General features: G+C 62.3%; 12 protein-coding genes and 1 riboswitch. Of the genes, 7 read left to right on the top strand and 5 right to left on the bottom strand.

The annotated features are described in order from the left end of the window. Window positions 1–24 precede the first annotated feature (24 nt). The 3 genes from VFI82_01145 to VFI82_01135 form a co-directional block, all read right to left on the bottom strand. Window positions 25–3,099, bottom strand: coding sequence for an IPT/TIG domain-containing protein (locus VFI82_01145; GenBank protein HET7183260.1), 3,075 nt, complete (start codon window positions 3,097–3,099; stop codon window positions 25–27). Further along, a complete protein-coding gene (locus VFI82_01140) occupies window positions 3,096–3,608 on the bottom strand; it encodes a hypothetical protein (protein ID HET7183259.1) in 513 nt (170 codons plus the stop codon). Before VFI82_01140 ends, VFI82_01145 begins: the two co-directional genes overlap by 4 nt. A 188-nt stretch (window positions 3,609–3,796) precedes the next feature. After that, entirely contained in the window at window positions 3,797–4,711 is a 915-nt protein-coding gene (locus VFI82_01135) for a YihY/virulence factor BrkB family protein (protein ID HET7183258.1), read from the bottom strand. Window positions 4,712–5,176: 465 nt separating this feature from the next. On the opposite strand from VFI82_01135, the gene VFI82_01130 reads away from it, so the two are divergent. Continuing rightward, the gene (locus VFI82_01130) at window positions 5,177–5,380 is read left to right on the top strand and encodes a cold-shock protein (protein HET7183257.1); all 204 of its coding nucleotides are present in this window, start codon (window positions 5,177–5,179) and stop codon (window positions 5,378–5,380) included. Window positions 5,381–5,588: 208 nt separating this feature from the next. On the opposite strand, the gene VFI82_01125 is transcribed toward VFI82_01130, so the two are convergent. Further along, window positions 5,589–6,071, bottom strand: a complete 483-nt coding sequence (locus VFI82_01125) for a hypothetical protein (protein HET7183256.1) — start codon at window positions 6,069–6,071, stop codon at window positions 5,589–5,591. Window positions 6,072–6,292: 221 nt separating this feature from the next. Between VFI82_01125 and VFI82_01120 the strand changes: the two genes are divergently transcribed. Next, window positions 6,293–6,907, top strand: a complete 615-nt coding sequence (locus VFI82_01120; protein ID HET7183255.1) for a hypothetical protein — start codon at window positions 6,293–6,295, stop codon at window positions 6,905–6,907. A 102-nt stretch (window positions 6,908–7,009) separates the two neighbouring features. Beyond that, complete coding sequence (locus VFI82_01115; GenBank protein HET7183254.1) at window positions 7,010–9,295, top strand: hypothetical protein; 2,286 nt, start codon at window positions 7,010–7,012, stop codon at window positions 9,293–9,295. Here the strand turns inward: VFI82_01115 and queG are convergent. After that, entirely contained in the window at window positions 9,292–10,368 is a 1,077-nt protein-coding gene (gene queG, locus VFI82_01110) for a tRNA epoxyqueuosine(34) reductase QueG (protein ID HET7183253.1), read from the bottom strand. The two genes, VFI82_01115 and queG, sit on opposite strands and share 4 nt — an antisense overlap. 195 nt (window positions 10,369–10,563) lie before the next feature. On the opposite strand from queG, the gene VFI82_01105 reads away from it, so the two are divergent. From VFI82_01105 to VFI82_01090, 4 genes are all read left to right on the top strand, one after another. Then, on the top strand, window positions 10,564–11,217 hold the full coding sequence (locus VFI82_01105) for a hypothetical protein (GenBank protein ID HET7183252.1): 654 nt from the start codon (window positions 10,564–10,566) through the stop codon (window positions 11,215–11,217). A 109-nt stretch (window positions 11,218–11,326) separates the two neighbouring features. Beyond that, window positions 11,327–11,487: riboswitch (molybdenum cofactor riboswitch) on the top strand. 86 nt (window positions 11,488–11,573) lie between these two features. Beyond that, window positions 11,574–12,593, top strand: coding sequence for a GTP 3',8-cyclase MoaA (moaA, locus tag VFI82_01100; protein ID HET7183251.1), 1,020 nt, complete (start codon window positions 11,574–11,576; stop codon window positions 12,591–12,593). Window positions 12,594–12,801: 208 nt separating this feature from the next. After that, window positions 12,802–13,044 carry a hypothetical protein gene (locus tag VFI82_01095; protein HET7183250.1) on the top strand — a complete coding sequence of 81 codons (243 nt, stop codon included), beginning with the start codon at window positions 12,802–12,804 and terminating at the stop codon, window positions 13,042–13,044. 36 nt (window positions 13,045–13,080) lie between these two features. Further along, entirely contained in the window at window positions 13,081–15,465 is a 2,385-nt protein-coding gene (locus tag VFI82_01090) for a TonB family protein (protein ID HET7183249.1), read from the top strand. Window positions 15,466–15,550 lie beyond the last annotated feature (85 nt).

Here is a 15,550-nt window from a genome sequence, read left to right as displayed (position 1 = left end):
CTCGAGCGCAAGCGAGGCCCCTTTTCACTCTGAAAGTTGCCGACGACGCAATGGCATTGGCTTCGTCGACGTGTGCGATCCGCCGGACCCGAGCGTGTGCAGGGTGAAGCTTACAGTTTGTCCGCCGGCAGTGACTTGGATGTCGATGCGCACGGCGCCCCACGCGTCGGGAATCTGGGGCGTGTAGCCGGCCTGGCCCCAGCCATCGGACGAAACTGTGACATCGGAGGTATAGAGCGCCACCGGTTGCCCTCCACGACCGGTCACAACTTCTCCTGCCTGCTGCAGTGATGGGGCGGACTGGGCGCGAAAGACGGCGACGTGAAAATGCACAGCCACGCCGGAGATGGAGTTCGGCGGCGTGTTGCTGTCGGACAGGCGCACCTTTACCGGAAGAAATGTCTCGCCCGGGGTCAAGTACTGCTCGTCGCCGCCGGCCTTCAGCAATTGCACTCCGCCGACGGAGCTGACCGGATAAACATAGAAAATATCGCATGCTGTCTGCGGTGCGACCCCGACGCAGGCGCTGACTCGCACCTCGGACATCAGGTTCACCAAGGTCAGGAAGGAGCGGGCTTCACCCGCGGAATCGGTGGTCAGCGTCGTCGCCGTCAGGGAACCGGAGCCGAGCAGTACCTGAAATTCCACCAGTCGTCCGGAAAGGGCGGCGCCGTTACCGAGGACGCGCGCCAGCAGCGGCACCGAAGCGGTGGTGTTGGCCGCGACATACATCCTCGGCGGCGCCGCGGAGATCAGCAGCGAACCGCTCACCCCGTTGACGGTCGCGGAAACCGACTGTCCATTGGCAATCGCCGCCCTCACCGTCGTCGGCCCGGCGGACTCTACTCGCATCCAGACTTCGGCTTCCCCGATGCCGTCGGTGGCGATAATGCAGGTCGTGGTGTTGCAGGGCAGCAGCGACACTGAAGGCCCGGGCGCGGTGAAAGTGACGGCAGCGCTGGGCACAGGGGCGCCATCGGAGGCAAGAACCCGCACCCGAAACGGGTTTGGGGCTTGAGCGCCGACCGGCACTGGCGGATTGGAACCAACCAGGAGTTGCAGCGAGCTGACGCCGCCTCCACCGTAGGTGATCGCGGCGATGATCGACGCGCTGGCCCCGGTGGCCGAATCGGTGAGAGTGAGATCTTTCACTCCCTCCGGCAGCGCCGGCGCGGAGACGAGCAGTTCGTCCACTGAGTAAGAGAGCACAGCCGCGTCTGCCGTGCCGACTTTCACGCTCATACCCGGAACGAATCCCAGCCCGGTCACGTGCAGGACGGTGCCGGCGGTGGCTTGCGCCGGCGAAACCTCTTTGAGGTAGAGCAGGCGGGCGCGGTAACGGAAGTCGGGACGGCCATCGCCACGACCGTCGGCGATCGCGAGTTTGTAGGTTGCAGCCGCGGAAATCGTGGCTTGGAGCCGCGTGGTGGCGCCGGCGGCGTTGAACCAGGTCTGGGCGGCAAGCGGCGCATCCGACTGCAGCGCATCCGCCGCCCACAATCCGAGTACCGGCAGTGCCTTGGTCGCACCTGGGACACTGGAATCGTCGAGCCCGGTGACGTCCATGGTGAAACTGCGATGGGCGCCGGCGTTCAGCGCGTACCAGTCGTAATCGCCGTAGTAGCCAAGCGTTGCCATCCAGTGACCCGCTCCCGGAATAGACGCGGGCTGGGCAAACGAATGAGGCTCGCTGCTGTCCTGCGGATCGGAGGCGGCGAACTGCAGGACGATGTCCTCAACTGCGTCACTGCCCCGGCTGACAGTCACCACTCTGGGCGCCGCGGTGCCCGATGGCGTCACCTGCGACAGCTTGTAGGGCCCGACTGCCAGCGCGCCGACGTAGGCGGGATTGACCGCTTCGATGGTGAGCTGATATTGCGCGCTGCTGTAGCCTTGGGGAATCTCCAGCCCGGCCAGATCGTAGGAGCCGCGCAGCGCGGGGTCGTCGGAGCCCCAGTGGTCGAAGCGGTCCCCGGTTGCACCGGCGAAACCAGTGACCTGGTTGCCGGCGTTGCCGCGAAAGAGAAAGCCGGAGACCGACGCGGCGCCGAGGGCGTGCGACGGCGTCCCGGTTGTCGGGTCAATATATCGTGCAACGATATTAACGCCCTGCATGCCTGCGCCCGGCATCAAATCCCATGCGGGAAACAGGATGCGGCCACGAATCCGCGCCGTGGTCGTCGCCAGGACGGATTTGCCGGTGAACTGCGAGAGGTTGTCGCTGGTCACAGGATAAAGCCGCGAGATGGCGGCGCGGTCGTCCAGGCGCAACTGGTCGGCGTTGTAAGTGCAGCCGTAGGAGGCGCTGCACAAGCTTCCTGCGGGATGCATGAGCGGATAACCGGCCTGATCGTCGGAGGTGGGAGAGGGCGAGCCGGTGAAGACGTTGTCATTCAACTGCGACCAGTCGAGGCCGAGAGAGCGTCCGATCATGCGCACCAGGGCGTAGCGAAGCAGTGGCAGGTCGGCCGAGGTGTGCGCGCAGCTGCCGTTCAGGATGAGCAGCGCGTGCGCGATGTGGCCGTCCGCGGTGAAACGGTCGGGACCTCCCACGACGCCGTTGTTCACGCAGTTCTGGGAAGCAGTGGCGCCGAGCAGCGCGTCAATCACCTTCCCGTCGGCGTCGTAAACGATGGCGAACGGCTTGGCGGATGTCGGTTGGATGTCGGCCGGGATCGCCAGCACGGTGCCGGAGCGGCTGACATTCGCGCCGCTGACATCTTCGTCCAGTTGGCCCGCTCGCGAGGCGCCCAGCGCTGCAGTAGAAACCGAAGTCCAGCGCGAAAAAGCGTCGGCGACAAACTGGTTCGCCGCCGCTCCGGGCAGGGTTGCGCTGAGATCGCCCTGGTCCGTGTAGTAGGAGATCCGGCCGCCGGACCAGGCGAGCGGAGTGCCGGTCAGTCCTGGACTAAAGCCGGTGCCGGCGACATAGAGCGGGCCGCCGGCGTCGGCGTGCGTGCCGAGCAGCAACAGAAGCGTGAGGAGAAGAACGATGAGGACAGCGCGACTCCGAAACCAGCTACCGCGGAAACACCAGCGGCCCGGCCGGTTCTGCCGGGCGCGGGATGATCGCAAATCCTGGATCGGGTACATCGTCATTCCAGGTTCAGCGCCCGGTGCGTTAAGCGGGAAGGTTTCCTCGCCGGGATCGGCCGGGTGTGCTGGGGCACAGGCGGTGGAAGAGAGTCAGCCGAAATTTCCAGCGCCAATGTAGCCAGCGAAATTGGCGAATCGCCCAACGAGATGCGACCGCGAGCGCCTTCCACCGTGGTGGTCAGGCCGAGTCCCCCGGATGGCGCATAGAGAAACAGCAGCAGGTTTTCGCCGACGCGGTATCGGTCGCCGGAGGTCCACAGCCCGGCCCATTCGCTGATGGTGAGCGATGCGCCGGGCGTGGCGCCGCGCAGGGCATCGCTGACGCGGAAGGTCACGCGCACCACTCCAATGTCGCTGGGAGCGGCAGGCGGGACCGCCTCGATGCGATCGACCGTGCCAGTGAAGACAATGCCGGCCTCGCGCGCCAGCTGTTGCAGCTCCCGATCCTGTGCGCGCGCAGGCGAAGCGAGCCACAGCATGACGAGTAAGAATGGGCCAATATATCGTTTCACGAGTATTAGGGTGCCAGGGCGCTAAACAATTTTGCTACTGCGGAAGTGTAGGAAGCGGCTGCGCCGCATGCAATCCAGCAACGCTCTCGCGAACCAAAACTCGTTCCGAAACGGAATCCCCGTGGTTGCGCAAGAGCAAGTCCAGATAAGCATCGCAGCCTGCTTGGCTGATGTGTGCTTGGAGGTGTCTAGGACAAATCCCGCCCGGCGGCCGAAAGGTGCGCGCCCCCAAGCAGCAGCAGGCCGGAAAGAAAAGCCCAGAAGATCAGCGTCACCGAAATCGAGAACGGCCCGTACACTTCCTGGAAGTTCAGCCAGGGCAGGGCGAGGACATATGCATATTTGGCCAACTCCCAGCACAAGCCGGCGATAAACGCGGCGGGCAGGACGGCGCGCACCGGCACCTTGCCGTTGGGAAGCACCCAGTACACCAGGAAGAAGATGGCGATGCTGGCGGCGCTGGCGAAAACCTTCATCACGATCTGCGAAATGTGGGCGACGATCCACCCCCTCCAGCCATAATACGAAGTCGTGCCCAGCGCGTGCTGCAGCAGCAGGGTGTTGCCGGCGGTGAGCGCGATCGAGATCAGCGCCAGCAACCCGCAGCCGATGGCGAGCAGCAGCGCGACCACCTGGTTCCACAGGTAAGACCGGTTCCTGGCAAATCCCCAGACATGGTTCAGTGCGACCTCCAGCGGCAGGAAAATTCCGGTCGAGCCGATCAGCAGCATGACGACGGAAAAGATCTGGATGCCGCGGCGCGCTCCCGCCATTGCTTTCAGGTTGCGGATAACGAAATCCTGGCTGCTGGGAAGGTAATCGCGCAGCAGCCGGACCACGGTCTCGTACATCATCTGCGAGTGAAAGACGCGGCGCGTCACCACCAGCAAGAGCACGACAAAGGGAAAGAACGACAGGATGGCATTGGCGGCAACCGAGAAGGCGAAGGTGTGGACCTCGGTGCGCATCAGAAATTTCGCCGTCGGCGCCAGCTGCCGAATGACCGGCGGAAGGTTCGCTCCCGGTGGAATCGCGGCACGCGGTGGCGCCCCCATGGCGGCGAGAATTTCCGGTTCCCTGGTGGCGCGCGGTTCGGAGCCCATCGAGCTGGATGCTATCACTAAAATTTAAGATCCTGAGTACCACGGCGCGCCAGACCCCAGTACTCGGTACTCAGATATTCAGTACTCAGGATTGCCAGGCTCGGATTTTTTTGTCGCGGAAATGTAAGTTCCTGTTATTATGCCCTGCCGCCCCGCAAATGGTGCAGTCCCGGCGCGCTCTTGCCGCCGGAACGGCCGGAAACGCGCGGCGCGCTTGTGGATTTGGGTTGATGTGTAGGTGCTTGCAGTCGGATTCGACGCACGAAGAGTTCTGGGCTCCCGAGCTTCGCCGCCCGTCACAGACGAGTGTGGCAACCGGGGGCCTTTTCCTTTGGCGCGGCCTCCCGTTGCCGGCCCGCTCGGCCCTACAACTCCCGCAACGGTGAACGGGCGCCTGATATTCAGTGCGTACCCGCCGCCGCAAGGGAGATTACTCACCTGTGCTGAGGCGAAAGGAGTGCTGCTGTGAGAGAGAAGGGTACTGTGAAATGGTTCAATGGAGCCAAGGGGTACGGCTTCATTCAGCGGTCCACCGGGGAGGATGTGTTCGTGCATTTCTCCGCCATTCAGGAAAACGGTTACCGCACCTTAAATGAGGGCGAGACAGTCGAGTTCGACCTCCTGAAGGGGCCCAAGGGATACCAGGCGGCCAACGTGGTTCGCGGCTAGCTCCATCCCCCCGGGCGGACACCCGGATCTCAACCCTCTCGGCTCGGCCGGGAGGGTTTTTCTTTGCTGGGCCAAACGCCGGCCGGCAGCACAGTACTTTTCCTGATGAAGGTGAACCACGGAATCGCTAAAGACTTCAGGCGCAAGCGGCCAGTGTCACCGGCTGACCGGCTTGCGCCCGAAGCTGTGCCTATGTCAAGGCCTGCAGTTACTTGTTAGCCGTCATGCGGTCATAGATAAATCCGGCTGCGCCTCCGGAGAGGGCGCCTATCGCAGCTCCTCTACCGCCGCCGGCAAGGGCGCCGATGGCCGCACCGGTGCCTGCCGACCCGGCCACGATCAGTGCCGACTTCTCCGTCGAGCGATGCTGCCGGACCGGTTCGCCGTAGGGATCGCGCGCCACCGGGCGGTAGGAATCATTGGCCGTAGCCGAGTAGCTGGCATGGCTGTCAGTGGAATTGTTGTCGGCCGCAGCACGACCCGCGGGCGGCCGCACGTACGGCGACGGGCGATCGTTATTCTGCGCCGGCGCGCCGTTATATGTCGCCGGTTGCATGACCCCGTCCTGGTTCTGCGCCTGCGCAGACGGCGGATTCATCAGCCTGGGTACCGCCCACAATCCAAGCGCCGATACCAAGACGGCGGTGATCACTGAGGAAACAATCGCCGTGCGTACCACTGTGGACTTCATCTCTTCCTCCCCGGCTGAGCCGGAGCCCAGCCGCACACGGAAGGAATGATTGCAGGAGCGTCTCCAACCGTAATGTGCTGAAAAAAAAGCTTGTTTTCCCTTCAGCGAGCTTCCGTTTCATGTAAATTATGCCATGTAGTAAGTAATTACTTACATAGAGAGTTGTATCTGAGTCCATACCTGTGTCAGAGGCATTGCGGTTCTACAATCCTCTGAATGAAATGAACAACATCGTTCAGTGGTTTCGGGATTTCCGCGACTACGCCACGGAGGTATGGCAGGCCGAGTGGGTGCCGCTGTCGCAGGCCAAAGCCATCGGATGGATGCTCTTCTTCGTGTGTTTTTTGTGGTACGCGATCGGCAAGCAAGGCGGCGACTTCCTCGTTCTCGATTCAGGTAACGCAGTCGTGCACGAAGGAGGACACGCACTGTTCGGACACTTCGGAAGCTTTCTCGGGGTGGCGGGCGGAACCATCCTGCAACTGTTGGTGCCATTGTTGCTCGCGCTTGCTTTTCTGGTGCGGCGGCAAGCGGTGGGGTATGCATTGTTCCTGCTGATCGTTTTCGAAAACCTGCTCTACGTCGCCAAGTACATGTCGGATGCGCGGGCGCGCGCGCTGATGTATATCGCGATTGGAGTGGGGTCATTCAGCGGCGATGAAATGCAAGATCCCGGCATGCATGACTGGTACAACCTGTTCTCGCGTTTTGGCGTGCTGCAATACGACACGCGCATTGCCGCGGTGGTCTTCAAGATAGCGTGGGCGGGCATAATCGCAACCGTGCTCTGGTTCGCGTGCCGCTGTTACGCCAGCTGGCGCGCGGGATGGCAATAAGAATTACCGGGCGTAGCGCCATCGTTACTCTCGGGGCGTGCCGCGGCTGACGTACACTTCTGCCACTTTCACGTCGAAGCAAAGTTGCGAGGGAGCGTTGGAATGAAGCAAACGGAGAGCGCGAAGCTGCGGGCCGGCATTGAGCTGTTTGTCGTCAGCGCGCTTGTCCTGTTCCTGGAACTGGCGTGCATTCGGTGGTTCCCGGCTCACGTCATCTTCCTGACGTTCTTCACCAACATGGTGCTGCTGGCGTCCTTCCTCGGAATGTCGGTCGGCTGCCTGATGGCCGGACGCAAGGAAGATCTGATCGTGTGGACGGCGCCGTTGCTGGCGGCGTCGATGCTGGCAGCGCACTTTGTCGAGGAATGGCGATATACCTACGCGGCGTTTGTGAACGTCGGCCACCAGCGCTCGCCGCAAATGGTGTTCTTTGGCACCGAATACAGCGCCGCCGATCCGGGCCAGTTCGTCATCCCGATTGAAGTGGTGGGCGCGTTTTTCTTCCTCGTGATCGCGCTGGCTATGCTGGGCCCCGGCCAGGAATTGGGCCGCGCCCTGAAGCGCGTTCCCGGACGGGTGCAGGCATACACGATTAATATCGGCGCCAGCATCGCGGGCATTCTGCTGTTCGCCACCTGTTCCTTCCTGCAACTTCCGCCGTTGTATTGGTTCGTGCTGGTGATTGCGGGAGTGGCATTTTGCCTGCGGGCGAACGCCAACACGCATGCCCTCGGCAAGACTGCATTGTCGGTGGCGGGATCTGCAGGAGTGCTGTACTGCGCTTTTCTTACCTCCGGCATTCCGCGGCCAACTTCGCCGAATGTGACCGAGCATTACTGGTCGCCCTACTACCGGGTTGACTTCCTACGCGGCAATATCAACGTGAACCTGATTGGCCATCAATTCTTCGTGCCGCGGGAAAAATCCGGCGACGAGAGCGCCGCGTATGCCTATTCGGTTCCCTACCTGTTGCGTCGCGATAGCGGCGGCGCGCCATTCAAGGACGTGCTCATCATCGGCGCCGGCTCCGGGAACGACGTCAGCCGCGCTTTACAGTGGGGCGCCGAGCACGTGGACGCGGTCGAGATCGATCCTCGGATCTACCGCATCGGCAAGGAACGCCATCCCGACCGGCCCTATGATGATCCGCGCGTGACCGTCCACCTGGACGACGGACGCCAGTTCTTGCGCACGGCGACTCGGCAATACGACTTGATCGTTTTCGCGCTGGTGGATTCGCTGGTGTTGCACAGCGGCTACAGCAACATTCGGCTGGAGAGCTACCTGTTTACGGCAGAATCCATGGCCGACGTGCGCGCGCGCCTTAAGCCCGGCGGCGATTTCGTCATGTACAACTACTTCCGCCAGGGCTGGATCGTGGACCGCCTGTTTCAATCGGTCACGACGGTCTTTCACGAGCAGCCGCTGGTCCTGCCGCTGCCTTACGTGGAACGCGTGACGCCTGATTTCAGTGGCGGTTTCACCATCCTGATCGCGGGAAACACGGGCGCCATCCGCTCTGCGTTCGGCCGCAGCCCGCGTTACTGGATGCGCGCGCGCGAGGCGCCGACGCAGGCCAGCCCCAACGGTTTCTCCATTGCCAATGCAAATGAGCAGAATTATGTCGGTCTCGGACTGGCGACAGTAGAACCAGCAGTCCCGCAGCGCATCGCGACCGATACATGGCCATTCCTGTATCTACGGTCGCCCATGATTCCAACCATGAACGTGCGCTCCGCGCTGATGATGGCGCTGCTGGCGTTAGGCCTGATCTGGGCCGGCGGCGGCCACAGCAGCATAGCCGGGGGGCAGGGCGGGTTCTCCTGGCGCTTGTTCTTTCTGGGCGCGGGCTTCATGCTGATTGAATGCAAGGCGGTGGTGCAGATGGCGCTGCTGTTCGGCGGCACGTGGATGGTGAACACCATCGTGTTCCTCGCCGTTCTTGTCATGATCCTGGCGTCCAACCTGTATGTGCTGTACGCGCGTCCACGCTTGCTGACGCCGTACTACGTTTTCCTGATTGTGTCGCTCGCCTTGAACGCGGTGGTCCCGCTGGGCGCTTTTTGGGGCGCTTCTCCACCATTGCAGTTGGCTGGTCCTTGCCTGCTGGTGTTTGCGCCGGTGCTTTTCGCGGGCGTGATCTTTGCCGTGACTTTTGGCCAGAGCCGGCAACCGGACCGCGACTTCGGCGCGAATATCGCGGGAGCCATGTTGGGTGGCCTGAGCGAATACAGTTCCATGCTAATTGGGTTTAAGTATTTGAGCCTGGTCGCCGTGGCGTATTACCTCGCGTCGGCAATTTTCGGCTGGGGACAACCGGAACCGTCGTTCGCCGAGCGCCGCGAGACCAATGCGGTCGAGGTGCGGGAGGCGCTGGTCGAGTCTTAGTCCCTGATCTTCTTCAGCGCCCAGCGGGCGTGCTCGGCGACCATGACATCATCCTCCTCCGCCATTTTTTCCAGCGTCGGCACGAATCGCCGATCCCTGCTGTTGCCCATGGCGACGGCGACATTGCGGCGTAGCCCCGCGTACTTGGCACGCTTTACCGGCGAGCCGCGAAACGTCTCGCGAAATTCTTGTTCATTCATTGCCGCCAGCCATTCCAGCGCGGGGTTCACCAACTCTTCGCGGGGCGCGAACTCGGGCGCGGTGGAAGCTGGCGCGCGGCGGTTCCATGGGCAGACGTCTTGGCAAATGTCGCAGCCAAATACATGACGGCCCATCCCCGCGCGCAGCTCTTCCGCAATTTCTCCGCGCTTCTCGATGGTCAGGTAGGCAATGCAGCGCGTCGCGTTCATCTGGTAGGGAGCGATGAAGGCGTCCGTCGGGCAAGCGTCGATGCAGCGCGTGCAGGTGCCGCAGCAATCGGGGGCGGGCAGGGAAGGCTCCAGTTCCAGTGAAGTCAATATCACGCCCAGGAAAATCCACGAGCCAATGCGCTGGTTGATGATGCAAGTATTCTTGCCCTGCCATCCCACGCCGGCATACTTGGCCCAGACGCGCTCCAGCAAAGGTCCGGTATCCACGTAGCAGCGCGTCTCCGCTTCCGGCGCATGTTCTTTCAGTTTCGATTCCACCGCGCGCAGCCGACGAAGAACGCTGTTGTGGTAGTCCTCGTCGGTCCAGGCGTAACGGGAGATCCAGCCGAAGTTAGCCGATGGCTGATGATCGTCAGTCGATGGCAGGTCCACCGACCGTGGTGCGTCAGCGTTGTAGTTGATCGCACAGACGATCACCGAGCGCGCCCAGGGAGCAACATCGGCGAGCGAGGCGCGCTTCAGTTCGCCGGATTCGCCGCGACTTTCCAGGTAACGCATCTCCCCGCCGTGGCCGGAAGCGATCCAGCCCGGAAAGTAATCGAGTTCCGCGAAGCGGCTGACAGCAGCGACTCCGCTGAGGTCGAAGCCGGCATTGGCGGCGGCGCGCTGGACCAGGCCGGTAATGGAGACAACGGAGGGCACTCAGACTTATGGTATCGCGCTTCGTCGGACGAAGTTACTTTGGTACACAGGAACCTATCCTCCCGCCCCTAATTGCATGGTAGGTTTGGATTACCGGCCGGGTACGTGGGGCCGAAACGTCGTTGACCCATGTTTCGGATCGAACTAGGATTCCACCGAAATGGGGCGCCTCGTTATGCGCCCATGGACGGAATAATGACGGATCGAGTGGTCGGAAAGATTTTGGCGTGCCTGTTGGCAGTACTGCTGCCGTCGGCGGCCATGTCTGCCGAAACGCAAGCTGCCATGCTCTACACCTCCAACCCAGTTAAGGTCAACGGGATCGGAGCAGAACGCTCGTCGGCGGTTTTCGCCGGCGACCGTATCGAGACACCCGCGAATACGACCGTGACCCTTACCGCCGCGGGTAGCACGGTCATGGTCGGGCCGGTGTCGTCGCTGGTGTACGAAGGCGAAGCGCTGCGTCTGGGCTCGGGATCAACCGTGGTTACCACCGAGAAGGGAATGAAGACGCAAGTGCAGCGGCTGGTGATTTCGCCGGCGGCTGCGCAACAGCGTTCCAGCTATGGAGTGATTCGCAGCGATGGCCAGGTGATGATCGCGGCGTTCCATGGTTCGGTGAAAATTCTCGACGGCGCCAGCGAAAAAATCGTGGCCGACGGTGATACGGCTAGCATCCCGGACCCCGAAACCTCCGAGCAAGGCGGTGCGCAACCCGCCGCCACGACCGGCCGGATTGGCAACCACAAAATGTCGACCGCTGCCTTGCTGTTACTCCTCATTGGCGCCGCCGCGGCCGCCGGAATAATCGTTTACGAGACCACCAAGACGCCGGTCAGCGGCCACTAAGCCGCTCCGACAGTCAAAGTTCACCGACCCGGGCGTGCAGCCCGGGTTTGTTTTTGTAAGCATAATTTCAGGCTTTTGCGGCCTTGGGCTTGACGAGCGCATCTATAATCAAGTGCGTGGTTTCCGACCGCGTGGGGCCTTCAGGAATACCCAGGCCCTCGTGGCGATTCCCGGGTAGACACTCGGGATCAGGGTGCAGGTGGGAACGCCGGCGCCTCCCGTGCCCGCCGCTGAGCGGGTCATTTGGAAAGGAAACGCCTTCCAGTGGACAGCGACCTGCTGTCACGTGAGTCGTCCGTCAAACTCAGTTCTGAGTTTCCGTTTTCGCCCAGTGATGTCGGAGCGCGGAAGCGACCATGGCGGCAATTGCTGAACTCGCGCAGGGTACCAGGCTCAGGGACAAATACGGCCGCGCCATTACCGACCTGCGCATTGCCATCACCGACCGCTGCAACTACAAATGCGTGTACTGCCGCACCGGCAATCAAGGCGCGCTCTATGCCGAACTGCCGATTGCCGATTACCTGCGCATTGCGCGCCTGTTTACCTCGTTGGGGATCACCAAGGTGCGCATTACCGGCGGCGAACCGCTGCTGCGCCACGGCATTGTGGATTTCGTCAAGGATCTGTCGCGGCTGCGCACCTTGGACCGTGAGCCTCTCGACATCGCGATCACGACCAACGGCCACCTGCTGGCCGAGATGGCGGAGCCGCTGAAAGACGCCGGGCTGCGCCGGGTGACGGTCAGCATGGACGCCGTGGACGCGGAGCGCTTTGCGCGAATCACGCGTGTGCCCAACGGCTTTGAAGCCGTGCTTGCGGGTGTGCGCAAGGCACGGCAGATCGGGCTGGAGCCGGTGAAGGTCAACTGTGTTCTACTGCGCGGCTTCAATGATGACCAGATTCCCGCCTTCGGCAAGTTTGCGCGCGAGGAAGGCATCGTGCTGCGCTTCATCGAATTCATGCCGCTGGAAGAAGACCGGGTTTGGTCACCCGAGATCGTCGTGCGCCTGGAAGAAATCTTGCAGCGCATGGCGGAATTCCGGCCGCTGGTGGAAATTCCCCACCAGCCCAGCGAGACCGCCCGGCGCTACCGCTTTGACGATGGTATCGGCGAAATCGGTATTATCGCTCCCGTGTCCCACCCGTTTTGTGGGCATTGCAGTCGCGTGCGGGTAACTTCAGACGGAAAAATCCGCACCTGCCTGTTCTCCGTTTTCGATCATGATCTTGGCGGAATGATGCGCCGCGGCGCCTCTGACGACGATATGGTGGCCTTCATTCGCGGCGTCATCCAGCACAAGGAAGCGCGGCACCACATCGGGGAAGCGGACTTCGTTCCGGCCTCCCGGACGATGGTCCATATCGGGGGATAGCATCTCAAACTGCGACGCTAAGTGATTCTTCTTATCCAATCCAGCTTGCTTACGGTGCTAAGCTCGTCAGAGGCTAGTTGTGCCGTTCCGGATTTTCTTTCGGATGGATTGGGATTAAGCGAATTTTCTGTGCTCCAGCGGGACCCAAGTCGGGTTAAAGTATTCCTACACCGACAACAGGAGTCGAAACAGAACCGGAAATTCCCCTATGAAAAATATCTACGACGTTCTTCGCCAAAAAGAAGCCGAGATTCAACAATTGCAGAAGGACATCGAAGCTTTGCGCACGGCGGCGCGCTTGTTGGCTGACGAAAACGAAGCGGACAGTTCGGGTTCGCGTACCTCCTCGGGTACGGTGGCAAGCCCGCGCGTGTCGGCGTCGGCCGTGGCTGCTGCCGTAAAGCCGGCGGACACGCTCAGCCCTTCGATTGGCATCCGGCAGTTTCCCTAAGGCGCAGCGAAAAATTCGCAAGCAGGGTAATCACGGATGGGCAGCTCACCAGCGGGACCCGTACAACCACCCAAGTTCTCCGGCACGAATGACCGTCGTCTGGCGGAGCGGCGCAATGTCGTCGATTCGTACCTGGTAACGGTTGATCTTGCGTTCCAGAGCGGCGCTTTACTGCTCGATCTCAGCGAAACTGGCATGGGCGTGCAGGCGCTTTCCAGCGCGCCCATCGGCGCTACCACTTCCTTGCATTTCGAACTGCCGGAAACCGACGGACGCGTGGAAGCCGTGGGCCGGATCGCCTGGAACGATAGCTCCGGCCGACTGGGAATCCGTTTCGAGGAACTCGCGGAACTGGCTCGTGCACAGTTGGCGCAGTGGCTCTCCTCTGAGCGCAAGCCATCGGTGGCTGGCGGACCCAATGTCGCGATGCCAGGCTGGCCTCCGCCGCGCGCGCGCGACGAGATTGCTGCCCTGCGTCGCGACTTGATCTCGGCGAAGCTGGAAGGCGACGCGGCGCTGGCCCTGGTCGTGGAACGCGTGCGCAACGTCACCCGTGCTACCGGGGCGGCGCTGGCGATCGAGGACGGTGACAGCATCCTCTGCCGTGCCAGCAGCGGCAACGCACCTCCGGTGGGAGCCCGGATGGACCCCAATTCAGGGCTGTCGGGCGAATGTGTGCGCACCGGAGAAATCGTGCGTTGCGAGGACACTGAAACCGATCCCCGCGCTGACCGGATCGTCTGCCGCAAGCTCGAGCTCAGATCCATTGTCATTGTGCCGATTCGCATCCACGGACGTCCGGCGGGGGTCCTGGAGGCGTTTTCTTCGCGCGCCCATGGTTTTCACAGCAGCGACGTGCTGCTGCTGCGGCGAATTTCGGACCTGGCGGCGGGAATCGCCGTCCGTCAGCCAGAGATGCCGTCCGCCTTCTCCGGCCCGCAGGCGCTGATGGCGGCAACCTCCGTCGACATGTTATTGGCGGAGGAGCCGCTCGCTGTCGACGACTTCGCGGACGGCCAGTCGCCGTTGATGATGGAAGATATTTTTGGCGAAGGCCCCAGCTCTGCATCGTCCGCTGAGCTGGAGCCGATGGTATCGGAACAAGAAGGCCTGCCGCCTGAGTCGCCGCTGGAAATCGCTCCTGCTGAATGGCGCGCCGAAACGTTGCCGGTGGAGATGCAGTCCGAATTTTCAGACAGTTCCGCTGCCGCGGAGAACCCGGTCCCCCCGGAAGCAATAAGTCCGGCCGCAACCCTACCGGCGGGGCAAGTCGAGTCACCCGCCGACAGTACGATATTGGAAGCGCCGGCGCCGGATGCGCCGGGACTCGCTGCAGAAGAGAATCCCCTCGCAGAGGTCGCGGCTGCGGAACCTTCAGCACCACCAGCTATCCAAGCAGAAGTAGAAGTTCCGGTGCGGCCTGTTGTTCAGATGCCGGCACCGCGTCCCATCAGCGTTCCCGCCCCCACGATCATTGAGGATGTCATGTCGCGATCATCCCCTGCTCCAGCAGTCATGGGAGCCATGGGCGCGGTGGCGGCAGCTCCGGCAAGGCAGCGCATGGTGCCCCTCGATATCGAAGAGGAGCAGCAGCAGAGCGGCATCGGCTTGGTGAGCTCTGTGGCCCGGGAAGATAGGTTCGAGAGCGCGCTGCAAAAACCGTCGCCATGGCGGCTGCGCATCGCCGGGGCGGCAATTTTACTGGGTGTCCTGTTGGTCGGCGGGTGGCAGGTTTGGCGCGCGATTGCGCCCCCGCGAGGCACGCCGATGGACAGCGAAAACAAACCGAAACCGGCTGTGTCTTCGCCCTCGATTGCTTCCGCTGCTGTCGTTGAGACCGCCAACCCTGCGTCCTTCGTCCCTAACACGGTGGGTCCCGTTCCCGCCGCCAGGCCAGCGGCGCCGGAACCCCCGGCCAAATTGAACCGGCCCGTGCCTGGCAAGACGACAACGACCTCGCCGGCGAACACTACGGTCAAGAGCGTTGCCTCTCCCGCCCCGTCGATTACCCCGGTCGAAGTCCCCAGAAACGAGACCGTCGAAGCGCCTGCAATGGGCGAGGTCGCCCCACGTTCGCCGAACTCTTCCACCCTTGCGAACTTGCTGAAGACCCCGGTGCCGGCGCCCAGGCTGGAGCGGCGGGTGGTTTCCGAGATGACTGGCGGCAGGCTTTTGAAGCGCTTCGAACCTGTTTATCCAGGGAGGGCAACCGGCCTTAACGGTGAAGTCGTGTTAAAGGCCATCATCGACAAGGACGGAAAAGTCTCCAGGGTGCAGGTTGTCCGCGGCAACGCCATCCTCGCGCAAGCGGCTGCTGTGGCTGTAAGACGCTGGCGCTATGAGCCCTTCCGGTTGAACGGTGTTCCCATCGAGATGGAGAACACCATCGTTGTCAATTTCAAAGGCCCGGGGGGACGATAACCCGGTTCTGACCGAACCCTGGCCGATCCTGACGGTGAGTGGGTTTTTGTCTTGCACCCGCACCTCCCACGATGCACAATTGAAG

It is taken from the genome of Terriglobales bacterium, from assembly GCA_035691485.1.
Lineage (GTDB): Bacteria > Acidobacteriota > Terriglobia > Terriglobales > Acidobacteriaceae > JAIQGF01.
The sequence above is the reverse complement of the archived record's forward strand: the minus strand, read 5'-3'. Positions and strand labels throughout refer to the sequence as shown.